Origin of the sequence: Janthinobacterium sp. TB1-E2, from assembly GCF_036885605.1 — a bacterium.
GTDB lineage: Bacteria > Pseudomonadota > Gammaproteobacteria > Burkholderiales > Burkholderiaceae_D > Janthinobacterium > Janthinobacterium aestuarii.
Genome location: NZ_CP142523.1, coordinates 2,229,324 through 2,244,320, shown reverse-complemented (window position 1 = coordinate 2,244,320; position 14,997 = coordinate 2,229,324). Strand labels below are relative to the sequence as shown.

Sequence of the window (14,997 nt, the reverse complement as noted above, 5' to 3'; positions counted from 1 at the left end):
CCATGCTACCGCATTCCCTCTCCATGCTGGCCCTGGCCCTCATGATGCCCGGCATGGCATTGGCCGCGCCCGCTGCCATCTCCGCCAGCCACGACAGCCTGGAGCAGCGCATCAAGGCGTGCACGGCCTGTCATGCACAGCAGGAAAAGCACGACGCCTTCTTCCCCCGCATCGCCGGCAAGCCTGCCGGCTACCTGTACAACCAGCTGCTGAACTTTCGCGAGGGGCGGCGCCAGTATCCGCTGATGAACTACATGGTCGAACACTTGTCTGACGATTACCTGCGCGAAATTGCCGAGTATTTTGCGGCACAACACCCTGCCCCGCCGCCGGCCCAGCCCAGCGGCGCCGGCGCGGTCGCTCTGGCGCGGGGACAGCAACTGGTGCTGCGCGGTGACGCCGGCAAAAAGATTCCCGCCTGTATCGCCTGCCACGGCCAGCAGCTGGCCGGCGTGGCGCCCGCTATCCCCGGCTTGCTGGGCTTGCCGCGCGACTATATCAATGCCCAGCTGGGCGCGTGGAAGAACGGCATCCGCCGCGCCCATGCGCCCGACTGCATGGCGCAAGTGGCGCAGCGCCTGTCCGACGCGGATGTGGGCGCCGTCTCGGCCTGGCTGGGCACGCAGGTGGCCAGCGCCGATGCGCGCCCCGCCAGCAACATCACCGTGCCCTTGCCGCTGCATTGCGGCGGCGTGCCCGGTTCCAGCGCGCAGGTGGCGCCATGAAAAAATGGATGATCGCGGCCGCCATCGTGGCCATCGGCGCGGCCGGTGCCAGGTTTGTGCTGTACCCGGGCGACGACCCGGGGCCGCCCGCCGTGGCCAGCACCCTGAGCCAGGAACAGCTGGTCGCGCGCGGCGCCTACCTGGCCAAGGCGGGCGACTGCATGGCTTGCCACACGACGCGCGGCGGCGTGCCGTATGCGGGTGGACGGGCCTTGCAGACGCCGTTCGGCAAGGTGCTCTCGCCCAACATCACGGCGGACAAGGAAACAGGCATCGGCAGCTGGACGGCCGACGATTTCTGGCGCGCCATCCACAACGGCAAGTCGAAGGATGGCCGCTTGCTGTATCCGGCCTTTCCCTACACCAGCTACACCAAGGTGCAGCGCGAAGACAGCGACGCCCTGTACGCGTATTTCCAGAGCGTGCCGCCGCACAAGCAGGCGAACGCGCCGCACGCGCTGCGCTTTCCCTACAACCAGCAGATTGCGCTGGCCGCCTGGCGCGCCCTGTATTTCAAGCCGGGCGTGTACCAGCCGCTCACAAACAAAAGCATGGAATGGAACCGCGGCGCCTACCTGGTGCAGGGCCTGGGACACTGCAGCGCCTGCCATAGCAGCCGCACGACCCTGGGTGGCAGCGACGACGGCCTGTCGGGCGGCTTGATCCCTGTGCTGGGCTGGTACGCGCCGTCGCTGACGTCGGACGCGGAAGCGGGTCTCGGCGACTGGGATACGGCGCATATCGTGGAATTGCTGCAAACGGGCGTGTCGCCGCGCGCCACCGTCTTCGGCCCCATGGCGGAAGTCGTGCGGCAAAGCCTGCAGCACATGAGTACGGCCGACGTGCAGGCGATGGCCGTCTACCTGAAAAGCCTGCCCGGTCCCGCGCAGCCCGCACAACGGGCGCCGCGCGACACGTCGGAACAAGCGAGGCAGCAACTGGCGCTGGGCGCGAAACTGTATGAGGCGCAATGCGCTAGCTGCCACCAGGCCGACGGCAAGGGCGTGCCGCCCGGCTATCCGCCGCTGGCCGGCAACCGCGCGCTGACGACGCAGTCGGCTGTCAACGCCATCCGCCTCGTGCTCAACGGCGGCTTCGCACCCGGCACCCGCGGCAACCCGCGCCCCTACGGCATGCCGCCGTTCGGCCCCGTCATGGATGACGCGGAAGTGGCAGCCGTGGTGACGTATCTGCGGGCGTCGTGGGGCAATGATGCGCCGGCCGTGTCGGCGCTGGAAGTCAATAAATACCGCAGCGTGCCGCTGGAATAGGAGACATGAAAAAGCCGGCTTGCGCCGGCTTTTTCATGAACCACAGCAATCCTCAGCGGAACTTGCTCTTGTGCCCCGTCTTCAAGTCCAGCGCATAGCGCACGCCATTGTCCGTCAGCATGACTTCATCGGGCGGCTCTTCGCCGGCCAGGGCGCCGTCGATCAAAGGCAAGCCTTCACCCTTGCGCATCAGGTCGTCGCAGCGCTCGTACACGTTGGCGCAGCCCGTGGATGCCATCAGCGATTGCACGATGGCCACTTTCCACGCGTCGACGCCGCCGGCGTTGAATTCGCAGATCAGATAGCCTTGCACGCCGCCGAACAGCTGCACCACCAGGCCCGGCAAGCCCTCGTCCTCGCCCTTGATCAGGGTCAGCAGCTGGTTTTCGCCCGCCTTCTTGATGGCCGGCAGTTTTTTCTCGATGGCGGCCTTGACCCTGCGCTTGATCAGCGCGTGGTCGACCGGTTCGTCTTCCTTGAAGCTCCAGATGCGCGCGCGGATCTGCGACTTCGAATTGTAGGCGGCGCGGGCGATGAATTGCTTCGAGGAACTTTGCACGATGGCCGTCGAGCCGGGCTTCATTTTTTCCTGCGGTTTGCCTTCGACTTTTTCAATCGCGGACGCGTAAATCCACGATTGGCCCAGCAAGCTCTTTTCCTTGCCCTGTTTGATGGTGATGATCAGCATGTAATTCCAGTAGTGTGAGCGGCGCGTGCCGCTCGTCGTATGTCCCACCGACATGATACCTCATGCCATCCTGTCGCAGCCTCCTGCATTCCATGCCGCTGCTGGCGCAGTCTGTCGCAGGACGGTACGCAGACGCGGCCGGCTGGCATACCATGCTCTCATACCAATTCCAACAGGGAGCAAGAATGACACCGATACTTTTCCACCGCCGCCACCGCCGCCACGCCAGCGCCGCGGCCGCCCTGCTGCTGGCCGCCTGCGCGCTGGCCATCCCTGCCTCGCCGGCGCTGGCGTCGCCGCTCGACTGGATTTCCGGCAACAGCATCCAGGGCAGCGGCAAGCTGCAAAAGCAGACGCGCGACGTGGGCAGTTTCCATGCCGTGGCACTGAACGTGCCGGGTACGGTCGAACTGCGCATCGGCAACACGGACAGCGTCACCATCGAAGCGGACGACAATATTCTGCCGCTGATCGATACGGCCGTGGAAAACGGCACCCTGCGCATCCGGCCCGCCAAGCGCAACGCCAACTTCCGCCAGAGCAGCCTGACCATCGTCATCCAGGCGCGCCAGGTGGAGCGCGTCAGCGTGGGCGGCTCGGGCAACATCACGGCAACGGGTTTGCGCGCCGAGAACCTGCGCTTCGATGTGGGCGGTTCCGGTTCCATCCACGCGCGCGACCTCGACAGCCGCCAGGTGTCCATCGCCATCGGCGGCAGCGGCAGCTTCAAGGCCAGCGGCAAGACGGAGCAGCTGACGGCATCGATCGGCGGCTCGGGCAATATCGAGGCGGGCCGCCTGGTCGCGCGCGAAGTGCAGGTCAGCATCGGCGGCTCGGGCGAAGCCACCGTGTGGGCCAAGCAAGACTTGGCCATCAGCATCGGCGGTTCGGGCGAAGTGAGCTACTACGGCGACCCGCGCATCAGCCGCAGCATGCAGCGTTCGAGCAGCATCCGCCGCCTCGGCGCAGCACCGAATTGATCAACCACAATGCAAAAAGCCCGGATCGCTCCGGGCTTTTTGCATTTCAGACAGCCGGCATCAGCGGGCAGGCTTTACCGGTTCGCGGTCGATCAGGACCGTATTGACGCTGTCCGTCAGCCAGATCTGGCCATCCTGGATCGTGCATTGCAACTGCATGTTGCGCTGCGCCAGCTTGCTCATGTCTTGCGCCGCCTCGGATGGCAGGTTGATCACGGTCAAGTTCTTCGCCCGTTCCAGTTTATTCGCGATCTGCTTCCACCAGATGTGGCTCGTTGCGCCATAGCTGTAAACGATGACCTGTTCCGAACGGCCGCACGCCTTCAGGATGCGCTTTTCGTCGGGCTGGCCCACTTCGATCCACAGCTGGATGGCGCCCGTCAGGTCTTTCTGCCACAGGTCGGGCTCTTCCGTGTCGAACAGGCCCTTGGTAAACGTCAGCGCCTCGTCGGCATGGATGGCGAACGCCAGCAGGCGCACCATCATGCGCTCGTCCGTTTCGGACGGGTGGCGCGCCAGGGTCAGCGCGTGATCCTGGTAGTAATTGCGGTCCATGTCGGCGATCTGCAGATCGGCTTTGAAAATTGTTGCTTTGAGGGCCATCGTGTTTCTGTCTCGGTAAAGTGAATAGTGAAGTCGGTATCAGCGGAAAACCACCGTCTTGTCGCCATTTTTCAGGATGCGGTGCTCGACGAACCATTTCACGGCGCGCGCCAGCACGACGCACTCGACGTCGCGGCCGATGGCCGTCAGGGTTTCCGCATCCATCGCATGGTCGACGCGCTCGACGTCCTGCTCGATGATCGGGCCTTCGTCCAGGTCGCCCGTGACGAAATGGGCCGTCGCGCCGATCAGCTTGACGCCGCGGTGATGCGCCTGCGCATACGGCTTGGCACCCTTGAAGCTGGGCAGGAAGGAATGGTGGATATTGATGGCGCGGCCATCGAGCGCCTGGCACAGGCCCGGCGACAGGATTTGCATGTAGCGCGCCAGCACCACCAGGTCGATCTTGTGCGTGTCCATCAGGTCGATGATCTTCGCTTCCTGCGCCAGCTTGGCCGCTTCCGGCGCGCCGGTGGCCAGCGGCAGGTGGTGGAAGGGAATATTGTAGCTGGCCGCCAGCTGGTAGAACTCCATGTGGTTCGACACGATGGCGGGAATTTCCACGTTCAGCAAGCCGCTCTTGTAGCGGAACAGCAAATCGTTCAGGCAGTGGCCGATCTTCGACACCATCAGCATGACGCGCGGCTTGACGCGCGCATCGTGCAATTGGCCATGGAAAGCGCCGTTCAGCTGCATGGCTTGCGACAGGTCGGCGAAGTCGCTGCGCAACTGGGCGTCGCTGACGGCGCCGTCTTCCAGCGCGAAATGCACGCGCATGAAGAACAGCTGCGATTCCTGGTCGCCGAATTGGGCGGAATCGAGGATGTTGCAGCCGTGTTCGGCCAGGAAGCCGGAGACGCGGTGCACGATGCCGCGCTGGTCCAGGCAGGACAGGGTCAGGATGTATTCGGGATGCGTCATGGTCGCGGAATCAGGAAAAAGTAAGGCTATGCTCGGCTCAGCCACGCGCGCCGGCCATCGGCTGCGCTGCCGCGAGCCGGCTATTGTCGCACGGCCGGGCCTGTAAACATGCATTTTCCACACAAGCGGCATGGCTGCCGACTGCGGCGACCTGATTGACGTTCATTTGATCTGGCACAAAGTGATCGCGTTTTTCCATCTGCCGGACCCCATTCTCGCGCCAAACCGGCATCTGCCATGGAACCTGGCACGCCGTTGGGCGTCTATCTCTTTGCTTGTTTCACCATACGTCGCACCCGGCGCACCGGGTGTTTCCCGGATCAGTTTTTCATTGAGGTAGAACATGTTCACAAACAGTATTTCCCCCAGTCTCAGCCCCGCCCTGAAGTCCCATCTCGAGGCCCAGTGCAGTTTCGCCACGGAACTATCGCGCAAGATGTTCGATACGGTGCAGCAATTGAGCGAGCTGCATCTGCGGCTGGCGCAAGACCTGCTGCAGGAATGGAGCAACGCCAGCCAGCAACTGCTGTGCGCACGCGACACGGGCGAGTTCATGTCGATGGCCGCCGGCCAGCTGCAGCCAAGCGGCAACAAGCTGCGCCAGTATCAGCAGCAACTCGGCAATCTCGTCGCCAACGCCAATGTCGAAATGAACCGCACAGCAGAGAATCACCTGCCCGAAGCGCGCCGCACGGCCGTGGCCTTCGCTGACGAAGTGGTGCGCAAGACGGCGGAAGAAACGGAAAAAGCCGCGCAACGCCAGCGTGAAATGATTGAAAAAATGCATGCCACGGGCCACCGCGACGGCGCGGGCAGCAGCCGCGATACCAGCAGGCAATCCGAGCAGGCGCATTGAGCACCTGCATTGACCACTTGACCCCACTCGACAGCAAGGAGAGCGACATGGCTAGCAATCAAGGAAATGAACAGGGCAAAGGCGCTGGCAGCAGCCAGAAAACCAGCGAATCGGGCAGCGCGAAAGGCACGAGCAAACGCGGTTTCGCCGCCATGAATGAGGAGCAGCAACGCGAAATTGCCAGCAAGGGCGGCCAGGCAGCCCATCAAAAAGGCACGGCGCATGAATTCGACTCGGAAGAAGCACGCCGGGCCGGGCAGAAAGGCGGCGAAGCCGTCAGCCGCAACCGCGAACACATGGCGGAAATCGGCCGCAAAGGCGGCGAAAGCCGGCAATCGGCCCAGCGCGCCAATGAAAGCCGCAGCACGGCGGCGCGCGGCGGCGGCACTGGCCGGCAGGGCGGCAAGGACGAAGACGACAAGGGCTGACCAGAGTTGACAGGACTGCCCGGGATCAGCGGCTTGGCCCTGCAGCGCACGGCTTGACGCAGGAAGGCACGGGGCGGCCCTGGCGGCCCCATGCAAGGGCTGGCGCAGCGCCGGGGGCGGCGGTATGGTACATTCTCGCCTTACCGACACCTCCGCGCCACGTCCCGCCCTTCCCCGCATGCAGCCATCCCTGAAATACCTGAGCGCCTATTCCGAACAAACGCAAGCGCAAGTGCAGCAACTGATCGCACAGGACAAGCTGGGCGACGTCCTGTTGAAACGCTATCCGAACGCGCACGATGTGCGCAACGACAAGGCTTTGTATCAGTATGTGCAGGACTTGAAGAATGAATTCCTGCGCAATGCCGAGCCCATCAACAAGGTGGCGTTCGACAGCAAGATCCATGTGATCCAGCATGCGCTGGGCTTGCATACCTCGATCTCGCGCGTGCAGGGAGGCAAGCTCAAGGCCAAGCATGAAATCCGCGTGGCCACCATGTTCAAGGAAGTACCGCTGGAATTCCTGCGCATGATCGCCGTGCACGAACTGGCGCACGTCAAGGAAAAGCAGCACGACAAGGCGTTCTACAAGCTGTGCACGTATATGGAACCGCAGTACCACCAGTACGAATTCGACGTGCGCCTGTATCTGACCCAGCTCGACCTGTCAGGCCAGCGCCTGTGGTCATGAAGTCCTGGTCATGACATCCACGTAAAAATGCCGCCCGGCATACAACTGGGCGGCATTTTTACTGATGCGCCGGCATGGCCGGCGCCATGTTCAAGCTCAGGCGGCGTTCTTGCGGCGAAGCATAAAGCCCATCAGGCCCAGACCGCCCAGCAGCATGCCGTAGGTGGCCGGTTCCGGCACGGCGCTGACAGTGGCGGCGATATTGTCGACCTGGAAGGTGTGCAAGGCGCCTTCCTTCCACGTTGCCGACAGCAGATTGCTGAAACCTGTAAACGTGTAATCGGCAAAGGTGTGGCCGCCACCGAGGGTGAAGGTCTGGCTCACCGTGCCGCCGCCCACTTGATGGCCGACGAACGTCACGTCAAAGGAACCGGGCAAGCTCACGAAGTCGGCCAGGCTGATCGAGCTCAGCGAGAAAGCGGCGCCATCGGCACGGCTCAGGGTGGTCGTCGACAGTGGGGTCGCGCCGAGACCGGCCGAGCCGGCATAGGCGAAGCTATCCTGGTGCGCCGAGCTCAGCAGGCCGAGGAAGCTGCTGTCGAAGTTGTAGCCGCCTTCGGAGTAGGAATTGAACACGGAACCGAAGTAGCCCGGTTGTTCCAGCGAATCAAAGCCGATGGTGGTGGTTTGTGCGTGGGCGCCGCCAGCGGTAGCGAGAACGGCGGCGACAGCGGTCGCTCGCAAGAGGGTCATTGGTTTCAAAATAGCATCCTTTCGAGATGATGAAGTAGCGTGGTTGTGGCAACTTGAAACGGCTCGGCACCTTTTTTGGGGAGTCTGTACAACGCTCGTCGGTGTCCGATATTCCTAACTTTTGAACCCTGACAGTAGACCACAGCCATGATTAAAAATCATCTTCATTTTCAAAAAAACATGCTTCTAGAGCAATTTTATAGCCATATTTTTATTAATTAAGTCATTCAGCCCGATCAATTTTCCCGTGCAGAAATAAAAAAGCCATGCAGTGCGCACCGCATGGCTCTTTCAAGCGACATCAAAAATAGTTGCCTGACGGCGTCCGCACGGCCAGGCGAACATGGCCTTACGGCACGCACTCCTTCAGGCGCTGCATCAGCGCTGCCGGATCGGCGTCGGCATTGAGGAATGCCGCGTGCTGCGGGCGGATGAAACCCTGTTCTTTGCCGTTTTGCACGAAAGCGATCAAGCCATCGTAGAAACGGTCGACATTGAGCAAGCCGATCGGCTTGGCGTGCAAGCCCAGCTGGGCCCACGTCAGCATCTCGAACAGTTCTTCCAGGGTGCCATAGCCGCCGGGCATGGCGATGAAGGCGTCGGACAGGCTGGCCATCATCGCCTTGCGCTCATGCATGTCCTTCACGATGAACTGGCGCGTCAAGCCCATGTGGCCCACTTCGCGTTCGACCAGCTGGGTGGGAATCACGCCCGTTACCTCGCCGCCCAGGCGCAGCACTTCATCGGCGATCACGCCCATCAGGCCCACCTTGCCGCCGCCATACACGAGCGAAATATTTTCCGCCACCAGCACGCGCGCCAGTTCGCGCGCCGCCACGGCATAGTCCGGCGAGACGCCCGCGTTGGCGCCACAGTACACACATAAAGCCTTGATCACAGTAATCCCTACCCTTTCAATTCATCGATGGCCGCCTCGACTTCGAGGCGTTCCTTGGCGTCCAGCGCCACGCACTCGGCCGCCTTTTCATACAGGGCCAGCGCTTCCGCCAGCTTTTTCTTTCCGTCGAGCATGTTCAACGCGCGCGCATATTCGCTGTGCGCCAGCGCCGAATACGGCGTCAGGGCCAGCGCCGTCTTGAAGTGCTGGTAGCCGTCTTCCTTGTTGGCGCCGTAGGTCAGGCTGCCTATCATGGCGCCGACCTTGTCGATAATTTCCGTATGATAAATCCCAAACGCGATATGCGCTTCCGCATGCATGGGCGCTACCGTCATCGTGCGGTCCAGGCTGTTGCGCACGCGCGCGCCCATGCCTTGCGCCAGTGCCTTGACGACGGACGTGCCCAGCGCGTAGCGGCCCAGGCTGTAGGCATGCCAGTAGTAGCCGGCCGGATTGTCAGGCTGCTCGCTCTGCTGGCGCTCGCAGCGCTCGGCCACTTCCTCGTACATGTCGAGTTTCTGGCTGTCGTTTCCTTCCAGGTGCGTGGCATAGATGCAGGTGGCCTTGTGCGCCACCGCATAGCCGGGCACGCCGACGGCCAGGCCCAGCTTCACGGCGCGCTCGAAGTCGCCCGCGTGGAAAGCCAGCCAGGCTTGCAGCAGCGCAGGGTGCGTGGGAAACGGTTCCACATCGCCCGCATGCAGGCGCGGCCAGGCCGCTTCCAGGGTTTGCGGCGTGTAGACATATGCTTCGTCCGGATAGGGGAATTGTTTCCAAGCCATCTCTCTCTCCTGTAATTGACGACGTGGCGCCAGCAGCAGCGTCAGTCGTTCTTGAGTTTGGTCACATATTCTTCCGACAGTTTGCGAAACAGCAAATGCGTTTCATTGCGCAGATACGGCCCGATCAGGGACAGCACCTGGTAGCAGCCGCGCGCCAGCGCATCGGACATCGATTGCTGCTCGCTGTACTTGCGCGGGTTGCGCACGTATTCGTACGACAGCCAGTAGGTGGCGACGACGACCATATTCGTCGCCATGGCAGCGACTTCCATGTCCGACGCTTCGAGCGACTGTTCGCTGCGCAAGTCTTCGCACAGCTGGGTGGCCACCTTGATCTTGTGCGCCAGGATCAGTTTGAAATGCAGTTCCAGCTTGCGGTTGCGCGACAGCAAATCGTTGAGGTCGCGATAGAAAAAGCGGTAGCGCCAGATCAGTTCGAACATCAGGTGCAGGTACAGCCAGACGTCCTCGATATTCGAGCGGCGCCCGTCGGGCACGGTCAGGATGCGTTCGATTTCCGCCTCGAACTGGACGAAGATCGAGTTGACGATGTCGTCCTTGTTACGGAAGTGGTAATACAGGTTTCCCGGCGAAATGTTCATCTCTTCCGCAATCACGGTCGTCGTGATATTCGGCTCACCAAACTCATTGAACAGGCGCAGCGACAACTCCAGGATGCGTTCGCGGGTACGGCGTGGTGCTTTTTGTAGCATGGCGGGCAATCTCTCTGTGTTCTGCCTCAAGCATACCACCTAAGATAGTCGTAATGAAACACTGCGCCCGCTGGCGCCGGCGAAAACCGCAGGCAAAAAAAAGCCTGCGCGAGCAGGCTGGAGGAATGCGGCGCCAGCTCAGGCGGCCGGCGCTTTTTTCTTCGCCGCCGGTCTCGCGGCGGGTTTGCTCGCTGGCTTGCTTGCGGCGCGCGGCGCAGCCTTGGCCGCCGGCTTGGCCGGGGTCTTGGCGACGGCCCCCTTCGGTGAAACTTTCGGCACCGCCTTCACGGCGGGCTTGGCCACAGCCTTCGGCTTGGGCGCCAGCGCGGCCTTGGCCGACAGCGCCGCCACCTGCCGGCTCAAGGCATCGATCTGCGCGTGCAGCGCGGCGATGTCCTGTTGCGTGGGCACGCCGATCGTGGCCAGTGCGCGCGCCACGCGCTCTTCGAACACTTGCTCAAGCTTGTCCCACGAGCCGCTGGCCTGCTTGCCCACGCCATCGGCCAGTTTGCCGACGCTGCCGCTGACGTCGGCCACCTTGTCTTCGGCCCGTTTCTGGAATTCCGTGCCTTCCTTCACCAGCCGGGAAAACACGCGTCCGCCCTCTTCCTGCGCCTTGGCGAATGCGCCGAGGCCCGCTTGCCAGATCTGCTGCGCGGACGAGCGCACGGCACTCGTCAATTCCGTATCTTCCGTCAGCGCCTTCAATTTCTTCACCATCGCCAGCTCCCGTCATGTGAAAGGCCATGCCACTTCATGGATGCGTTTTATTCTAGAGAGCAAAACTAGAGACGGGAGTCTAATTCGATGGAAAGCTGCGGCGCAAGGTGCGCCAGCGCACGCGGCGGCCAGTTGCCCGCTGCGGAAAATCCTCAGGCCGCCGCTTTCACCTGGCCATGCAGCAGCTTGTGCAGGCGGAAGCCTTCGCGGATATTCTCGCGCAGCACGGCGCCTTTCCACGGCTTGGTATAGAAGCGGTCGACAGCGCCGCGGTTGATGGCCGCCATGATGGGCGTCAGATCGGCAAAGGCCGACAGCATGATGCGGAAGGTATCGGGGCACAAATGTTTGACCCGCTCCATGAATTCGGTGCCGCTCATCAGCGGCATGCACTGGTCGCACAGGATCACCTGCACCTTGTGGCGCGCCAGGATGTCGAAGCCCTCGGCGGCCGTCTGCGCCGTCAGGATGCGGTAGCCGTCCTGCGCCAGGAAGTCGCTGAGCACGTCGAGCATGAAGACATCGTCGTCGACGATCAGCAGGGTTTGCTGCTCTTCGCTGCCCGCATCCTGCGGCGCCTGCAGCAGCTTGCCGCCCATCAGCATCTGTTCGAATTCTTCCTGCGGCACGGGGCGGCTGAAATAATAGCCCTGCATCTCGTCGCAGCCATGGCGCCGCAGGTAGGCCAGCTGCGCATCGTTTTCCACGCCTTCGGCGATCACTTCCAGCTTCATGCTGTGCGCCATGCTGATAATGGCCAGCACGATGGCCGCGTCGTCCGGATTGCTCGTCACTTCACGCACGAAGGCGATGTCGATCTTCAGCTTGTCGATGGGGAAGCGCTTCAGGTAGGCCAGGCTGGAATAGCCGGTGCCGAAATCGTCGATGGAAATCTGGATGCCCAGCGCCTTCAGGTTGCGCAGCACGGCGATGGTTTCCTCGGCATTCGACATCAGCGAGCTTTCCGTCAGCTCCAGCTCCAGCAGGTCGGGCGCGATATCGTGCTTGCGGATCGCCTTGAGCACCTCTTCTTCCAGGCCGCCGACGAAGAACTGGATGCCCGACACGTTCACCGACAGGTGTACGGGGCCGATGCTGCTGGCGCCCCATTCGCTGATCTTCTTGCAGGCCTCGTCGAGCACCCAGTTACCGACGCGCACGATGAGACCCGTTTCTTCCAGCAGGGGAATGAACAGGGCCGGCGAAACCATGCCGTGGCCGGGACGGCGCCAGCGTATCAGCGCCTCGGCGCCGCTGATGCGCCCCGAGATGATATTCACCTTGGGCTGGAAGAACAGCACGAATTCCTCGTTGTCGATGGCACGCCGCAAGGCATTTTCCATGTCCAGCCGCGCCATCGATTGCGCGTTCATTTCCGCCGTGAAGAAGCGGAAGGCGTCGCGGCCCGCTTCCTTGGCCCGGTACATGGCCGTGTCGGCATATTGAATCAGGGTGTCCGCATCGGCCGCATCCTCGGGGAACACGGAAATGCCGATGCTGACCGTCACCGTCACCTCGTGGCCCTGCAAGTCGAAGGGCTTGCGCATCGCCTCGCGGATCTTGTCGACCACGCCGACGGCATGCTGTGCGCCTTCGGGCAGCAGCAGGATGGTGGCAAATTCATCGCCGCCAAAGCGGCCGATGGTGTCGCGCACACGCAGGCAATCGACAAGGCGGCTGGAAAACTGGCGCAGCAGGTCGTCGCCGATCGTGTGGCCCAGGGTATCGTTGATATTCTTGAAGCGGTCGACATCCATGAACAGCACGGCCACGGCCCACTGGTGCTCGGCCGCCTGGGCCAGCGAATGGGTCAGCGAGGCGTAGAACTGGCTGCGGTTCGGCAAACCCGTCAAGGTGTCGAAATGGGCCAGTTTCATCAGGCGCTGCTCGGCGTCCTTGCGCTCCGTGATGTCGCGCGCCACGGCCACCAGGATCCAGCTCTGCCCCGAGCGCAGGGTGCGCCGCTGCACTTCCACCGACAGGGGCGAGCCGTCCTTGCGCTGCAGCTGCAATTCCGTCATCGGGCCGCCCTGGTCGCCGGCCAGCAGCTTGTTGTACAGCTCTTCCAGCTGGGATTCGCCCTCGTGCGCGCGGCCCGGCCCCACGCGCAGGAAATCCTCGCGCTCGAAACCGAGCATGCGGCAAGCCGTCTGGTTGACGTCGACGAAGCACATGCCGGCGCGGTCGACGAGGAAAATCGCGTCGGCCGTGGCGTCCATCGCCAGGCGGAAGCGGCGCAAGTCTTCATCGAGGCGGATGCGCGCCGCCATGTCCAGGGTCAGCTGCTCGTGGTGGCGCTTGATCTCGTCGTACAGCAGCAGGTTGTCGTAGGCGACGGCGATCTGCGCCGCCACCGTGGCGGCGACCCGTTCGTCGACTTCGGAAAATTCATTCGCCCCCAGCTTGTCGACCAGGTACAGCCAGCCGTGGCTGCGCTCGCGCGAGGCGATGGCCACGCCGAGGAAGGAGTGGACGGGCGGGTGCGTGTCGGGCAGGCCCAGCGCGCCGGGATCGCCCTTCAAGCCATTGACCCGGTATGGCTGGCGCTGTTCCAGCAAGCGGTTCAAAATGCCCGTGCGCGGCGTGCTGGCGATGCGATCGAGGTTTTTCTCGGCGCCGCACGAGGAAAAATAGCTGAGCTTTTCGGCGCCCTCTTCCAGTACGCCGATACAGGCGTACTTGGAGACGCAGATATTCTGCGCCACCTTGCAGCCCGCCTCGATCAAGGCGCGCGGATCGCGTTCGGCACCCAGCTCGATGCCCAGTTCGATCAGGGCCGTCAGGCGCAGGCTCACCGCCTGCAGGCTCGACAGCGAGCGCGACAAGCGCTCCGTCATGATGCCCAGGTCTTCGGGGAGCGCGGCTTGGCCCTCGCGCTGGCTGGCCAGCTGCGAAATCTGCTGGCTGCTCGATTCGAGTTCGTCGAGGTAGCCGCTGACCTGGTGCTCGATGCCGGCCAGCTGGCCCGTGGCGGGAAGCGCCGCCCCGCCGCCCGCGCCCGGCACCGCCGGCACCTGGGGCGCCGCCGGCATCAGTCCCAGCGCCTCGTTGACGGTGCGCACGATGACTTCGGGATCGGACGGCTTGGGCAAGACCCAGCGCACGCCGCACGCCTGCGCCAGCAGGATCGCTTCCTGCTCGCGGTAGGTGGCCGTATAAAAGATGATGGGCACGTCGGCCAGCGCGGGATCGGCATGCACGCACGTGACGAATTCGTAGCCGTCCATGTTCGGCATGAGGATGTCGGAGATGATCAGGTTGGGCCGTTCGGTACGCAGTATTTCCAGCGCGTCGGCGCCGTTGGCCGCCTCCAGCAGGCGGTGGCCGCCGTAGCCGAGAAGTGCGGTCAGGAACTCGCGGTTCAGCACATGATCATCGACGATCAGGATGGTGGCTATGTCGTTTTTAACTGGCGTCGACGGCGCCCCGGGTAAAAAAGACTCCAGCTCCGCGACGAACAGGTCGGGTTCGATCGGCTTGCCGATGTAGCCATTGAAGCCCGCTTCGAGCAGGCGCTCGCGGTCCCCCACCATGGCCAGCGCCGTCACGGCCAGCGCCGGGATCTTGCGCAGCTGCGGGTCCTTCTTCAGCTCCGCCACCACGCCATAGCCATCGAGCTTGGGCAAATGCACGTCGCAAATGATCAAGTCGGGCAACTCGCTGCGCGCCATGCGCACGCCCTCTTCGCCGTCATAGGCGGCCAGCGGCGTGTACCCGAAGGCACGCAGCAAGTACACCATCAATTCCATATTGGTGGCGTTATCTTCGATAATCAGGATACGTGCGGACAATTAGCGCCCCCAATAAAAACGGCATGGACTCATTTTTCCGCATGCGCGGGCTACATAACAATCGTATAACATCTTGCCATAGATTCAGAGAAATTTCTGGCCGACGTACGCCTGCAGAACGGCTCAAGCGGCCTCATGAACAAATTTTCCCCGCTTATCTTCTGACGTTAGCTTAATACAGTACGCCAGTGGAAAACAGCATTTTCTGCCTCGTGCGTTGTTAAACATGGGCAACAG

The 14,997-nt window shown here is 62.7% G+C and carries 15 protein-coding genes; 6 read left to right on the top strand and 9 right to left on the bottom strand.

Going from position 1 to position 14,997, the window contains the following annotated elements; genetic code table 11:
- Window positions 1-2 precede the first annotated feature (2 nt).
- Both OPV09_RS10175 and OPV09_RS10170 read left to right on the top strand, forming a co-directional pair.
- Window positions 3-725, top strand: a complete 723-nt coding sequence (locus OPV09_RS10175; protein WP_425324034.1) for a c-type cytochrome — start codon at window positions 3-5, stop codon at window positions 723-725.
- Entirely contained in the window at window positions 722-1,996 is a 1,275-nt protein-coding gene (locus OPV09_RS10170) for a cytochrome c (RefSeq protein WP_338681511.1), read from the top strand. Before OPV09_RS10175 ends, OPV09_RS10170 begins: the two co-directional genes overlap by 4 nt.
- Window positions 1,997-2,048: 52 nt before the next feature.
- Here OPV09_RS10170 and OPV09_RS10165 read toward each other — a convergent pair whose 3' ends face one another.
- Entirely contained in the window at window positions 2,049-2,684 is a 636-nt protein-coding gene (locus tag OPV09_RS10165) for an SAM-dependent methyltransferase (protein WP_034758744.1), read from the bottom strand.
- 185 nt (window positions 2,685-2,869) lie between these two features.
- Between OPV09_RS10165 and OPV09_RS10160 the strand changes: the two genes are divergently transcribed.
- Entirely contained in the window at window positions 2,870-3,664 is a 795-nt protein-coding gene (locus OPV09_RS10160; RefSeq protein ID WP_338681510.1) for a head GIN domain-containing protein, read from the top strand.
- 60 nt (window positions 3,665-3,724) lie between these two features.
- Here the strand turns inward: OPV09_RS10160 and OPV09_RS10155 are convergent, their stop codons facing one another.
- Both OPV09_RS10155 and purU read right to left on the bottom strand, forming a co-directional pair.
- Window positions 3,725-4,267: a YaeQ family protein gene (locus OPV09_RS10155; RefSeq protein ID WP_034758748.1), complete on the bottom strand. Its 543-nt coding sequence runs from the start codon at window positions 4,265-4,267 to the stop codon at window positions 3,725-3,727.
- A 39-nt stretch (window positions 4,268-4,306) separates the two neighbouring features.
- The gene (gene purU, locus OPV09_RS10150) at window positions 4,307-5,188 is read right to left on the bottom strand and encodes a formyltetrahydrofolate deformylase (protein WP_034758753.1); all 882 of its coding nucleotides are present in this window, start codon (window positions 5,186-5,188) and stop codon (window positions 4,307-4,309) included.
- A 343-nt stretch (window positions 5,189-5,531) separates the two neighbouring features.
- Here purU and OPV09_RS10145 point away from each other — a divergent pair, with 343 nt between their 5' ends.
- The 3 genes from OPV09_RS10145 (at window position 5,532) to OPV09_RS10135 (ending at window position 7,163) form a co-directional block, all read left to right on the top strand.
- Complete coding sequence (locus tag OPV09_RS10145) at window positions 5,532-6,044, top strand: phasin family protein (protein ID WP_072456539.1); 513 nt, start codon at window positions 5,532-5,534, stop codon at window positions 6,042-6,044.
- 47 nt (window positions 6,045-6,091) lie between these two features.
- Complete coding sequence (locus OPV09_RS10140; RefSeq protein WP_034758763.1) at window positions 6,092-6,472, top strand: KGG domain-containing protein; 381 nt, start codon at window positions 6,092-6,094, stop codon at window positions 6,470-6,472.
- A 178-nt stretch (window positions 6,473-6,650) separates the two neighbouring features.
- Entirely contained in the window at window positions 6,651-7,163 is a 513-nt protein-coding gene (locus OPV09_RS10135; RefSeq protein ID WP_034758768.1) for a YgjP-like metallopeptidase domain-containing protein, read from the top strand.
- Window positions 7,164-7,259: 96 nt separating this feature from the next.
- Here the strand turns inward: OPV09_RS10135 and OPV09_RS10130 are convergent, their stop codons facing one another.
- The 6 genes from OPV09_RS10130 to OPV09_RS10105 form a co-directional block, all read right to left on the bottom strand.
- On the bottom strand, window positions 7,260-7,856 hold the full coding sequence (locus OPV09_RS10130; RefSeq protein ID WP_051991989.1) for a PEP-CTERM sorting domain-containing protein: 597 nt from the start codon (window positions 7,854-7,856) through the stop codon (window positions 7,260-7,262).
- 349 nt (window positions 7,857-8,205) lie between these two features.
- Window positions 8,206-8,751 (bottom strand): TIGR00730 family Rossman fold protein, encoded by a 546-nt coding sequence (locus OPV09_RS10125; protein WP_338682260.1) that lies wholly within the window; start codon window positions 8,749-8,751, stop codon window positions 8,206-8,208.
- A gap of 11 nt (window positions 8,752-8,762) precedes the next feature.
- Window positions 8,763-9,536 (bottom strand): hypothetical protein, encoded by a 774-nt coding sequence (locus tag OPV09_RS10120; RefSeq protein ID WP_034758773.1) that lies wholly within the window; start codon window positions 9,534-9,536, stop codon window positions 8,763-8,765.
- A 41-nt stretch (window positions 9,537-9,577) separates the two neighbouring features.
- Window positions 9,578-10,249, bottom strand: coding sequence for a TetR/AcrR family transcriptional regulator (locus tag OPV09_RS10115; RefSeq protein ID WP_034758777.1), 672 nt, complete (start codon window positions 10,247-10,249; stop codon window positions 9,578-9,580).
- A 138-nt stretch (window positions 10,250-10,387) separates the two neighbouring features.
- A complete protein-coding gene (locus OPV09_RS10110; protein WP_338681506.1) occupies window positions 10,388-10,969 on the bottom strand; it encodes a phasin family protein in 582 nt (193 codons plus the stop codon).
- 152 nt (window positions 10,970-11,121) lie between these two features.
- The gene (locus tag OPV09_RS10105) at window positions 11,122-14,760 is read right to left on the bottom strand and encodes an EAL domain-containing protein (RefSeq protein ID WP_338681504.1); all 3,639 of its coding nucleotides are present in this window, start codon (window positions 14,758-14,760) and stop codon (window positions 11,122-11,124) included.
- Between the last annotated feature and the right edge of the window lie 237 nt (window positions 14,761-14,997).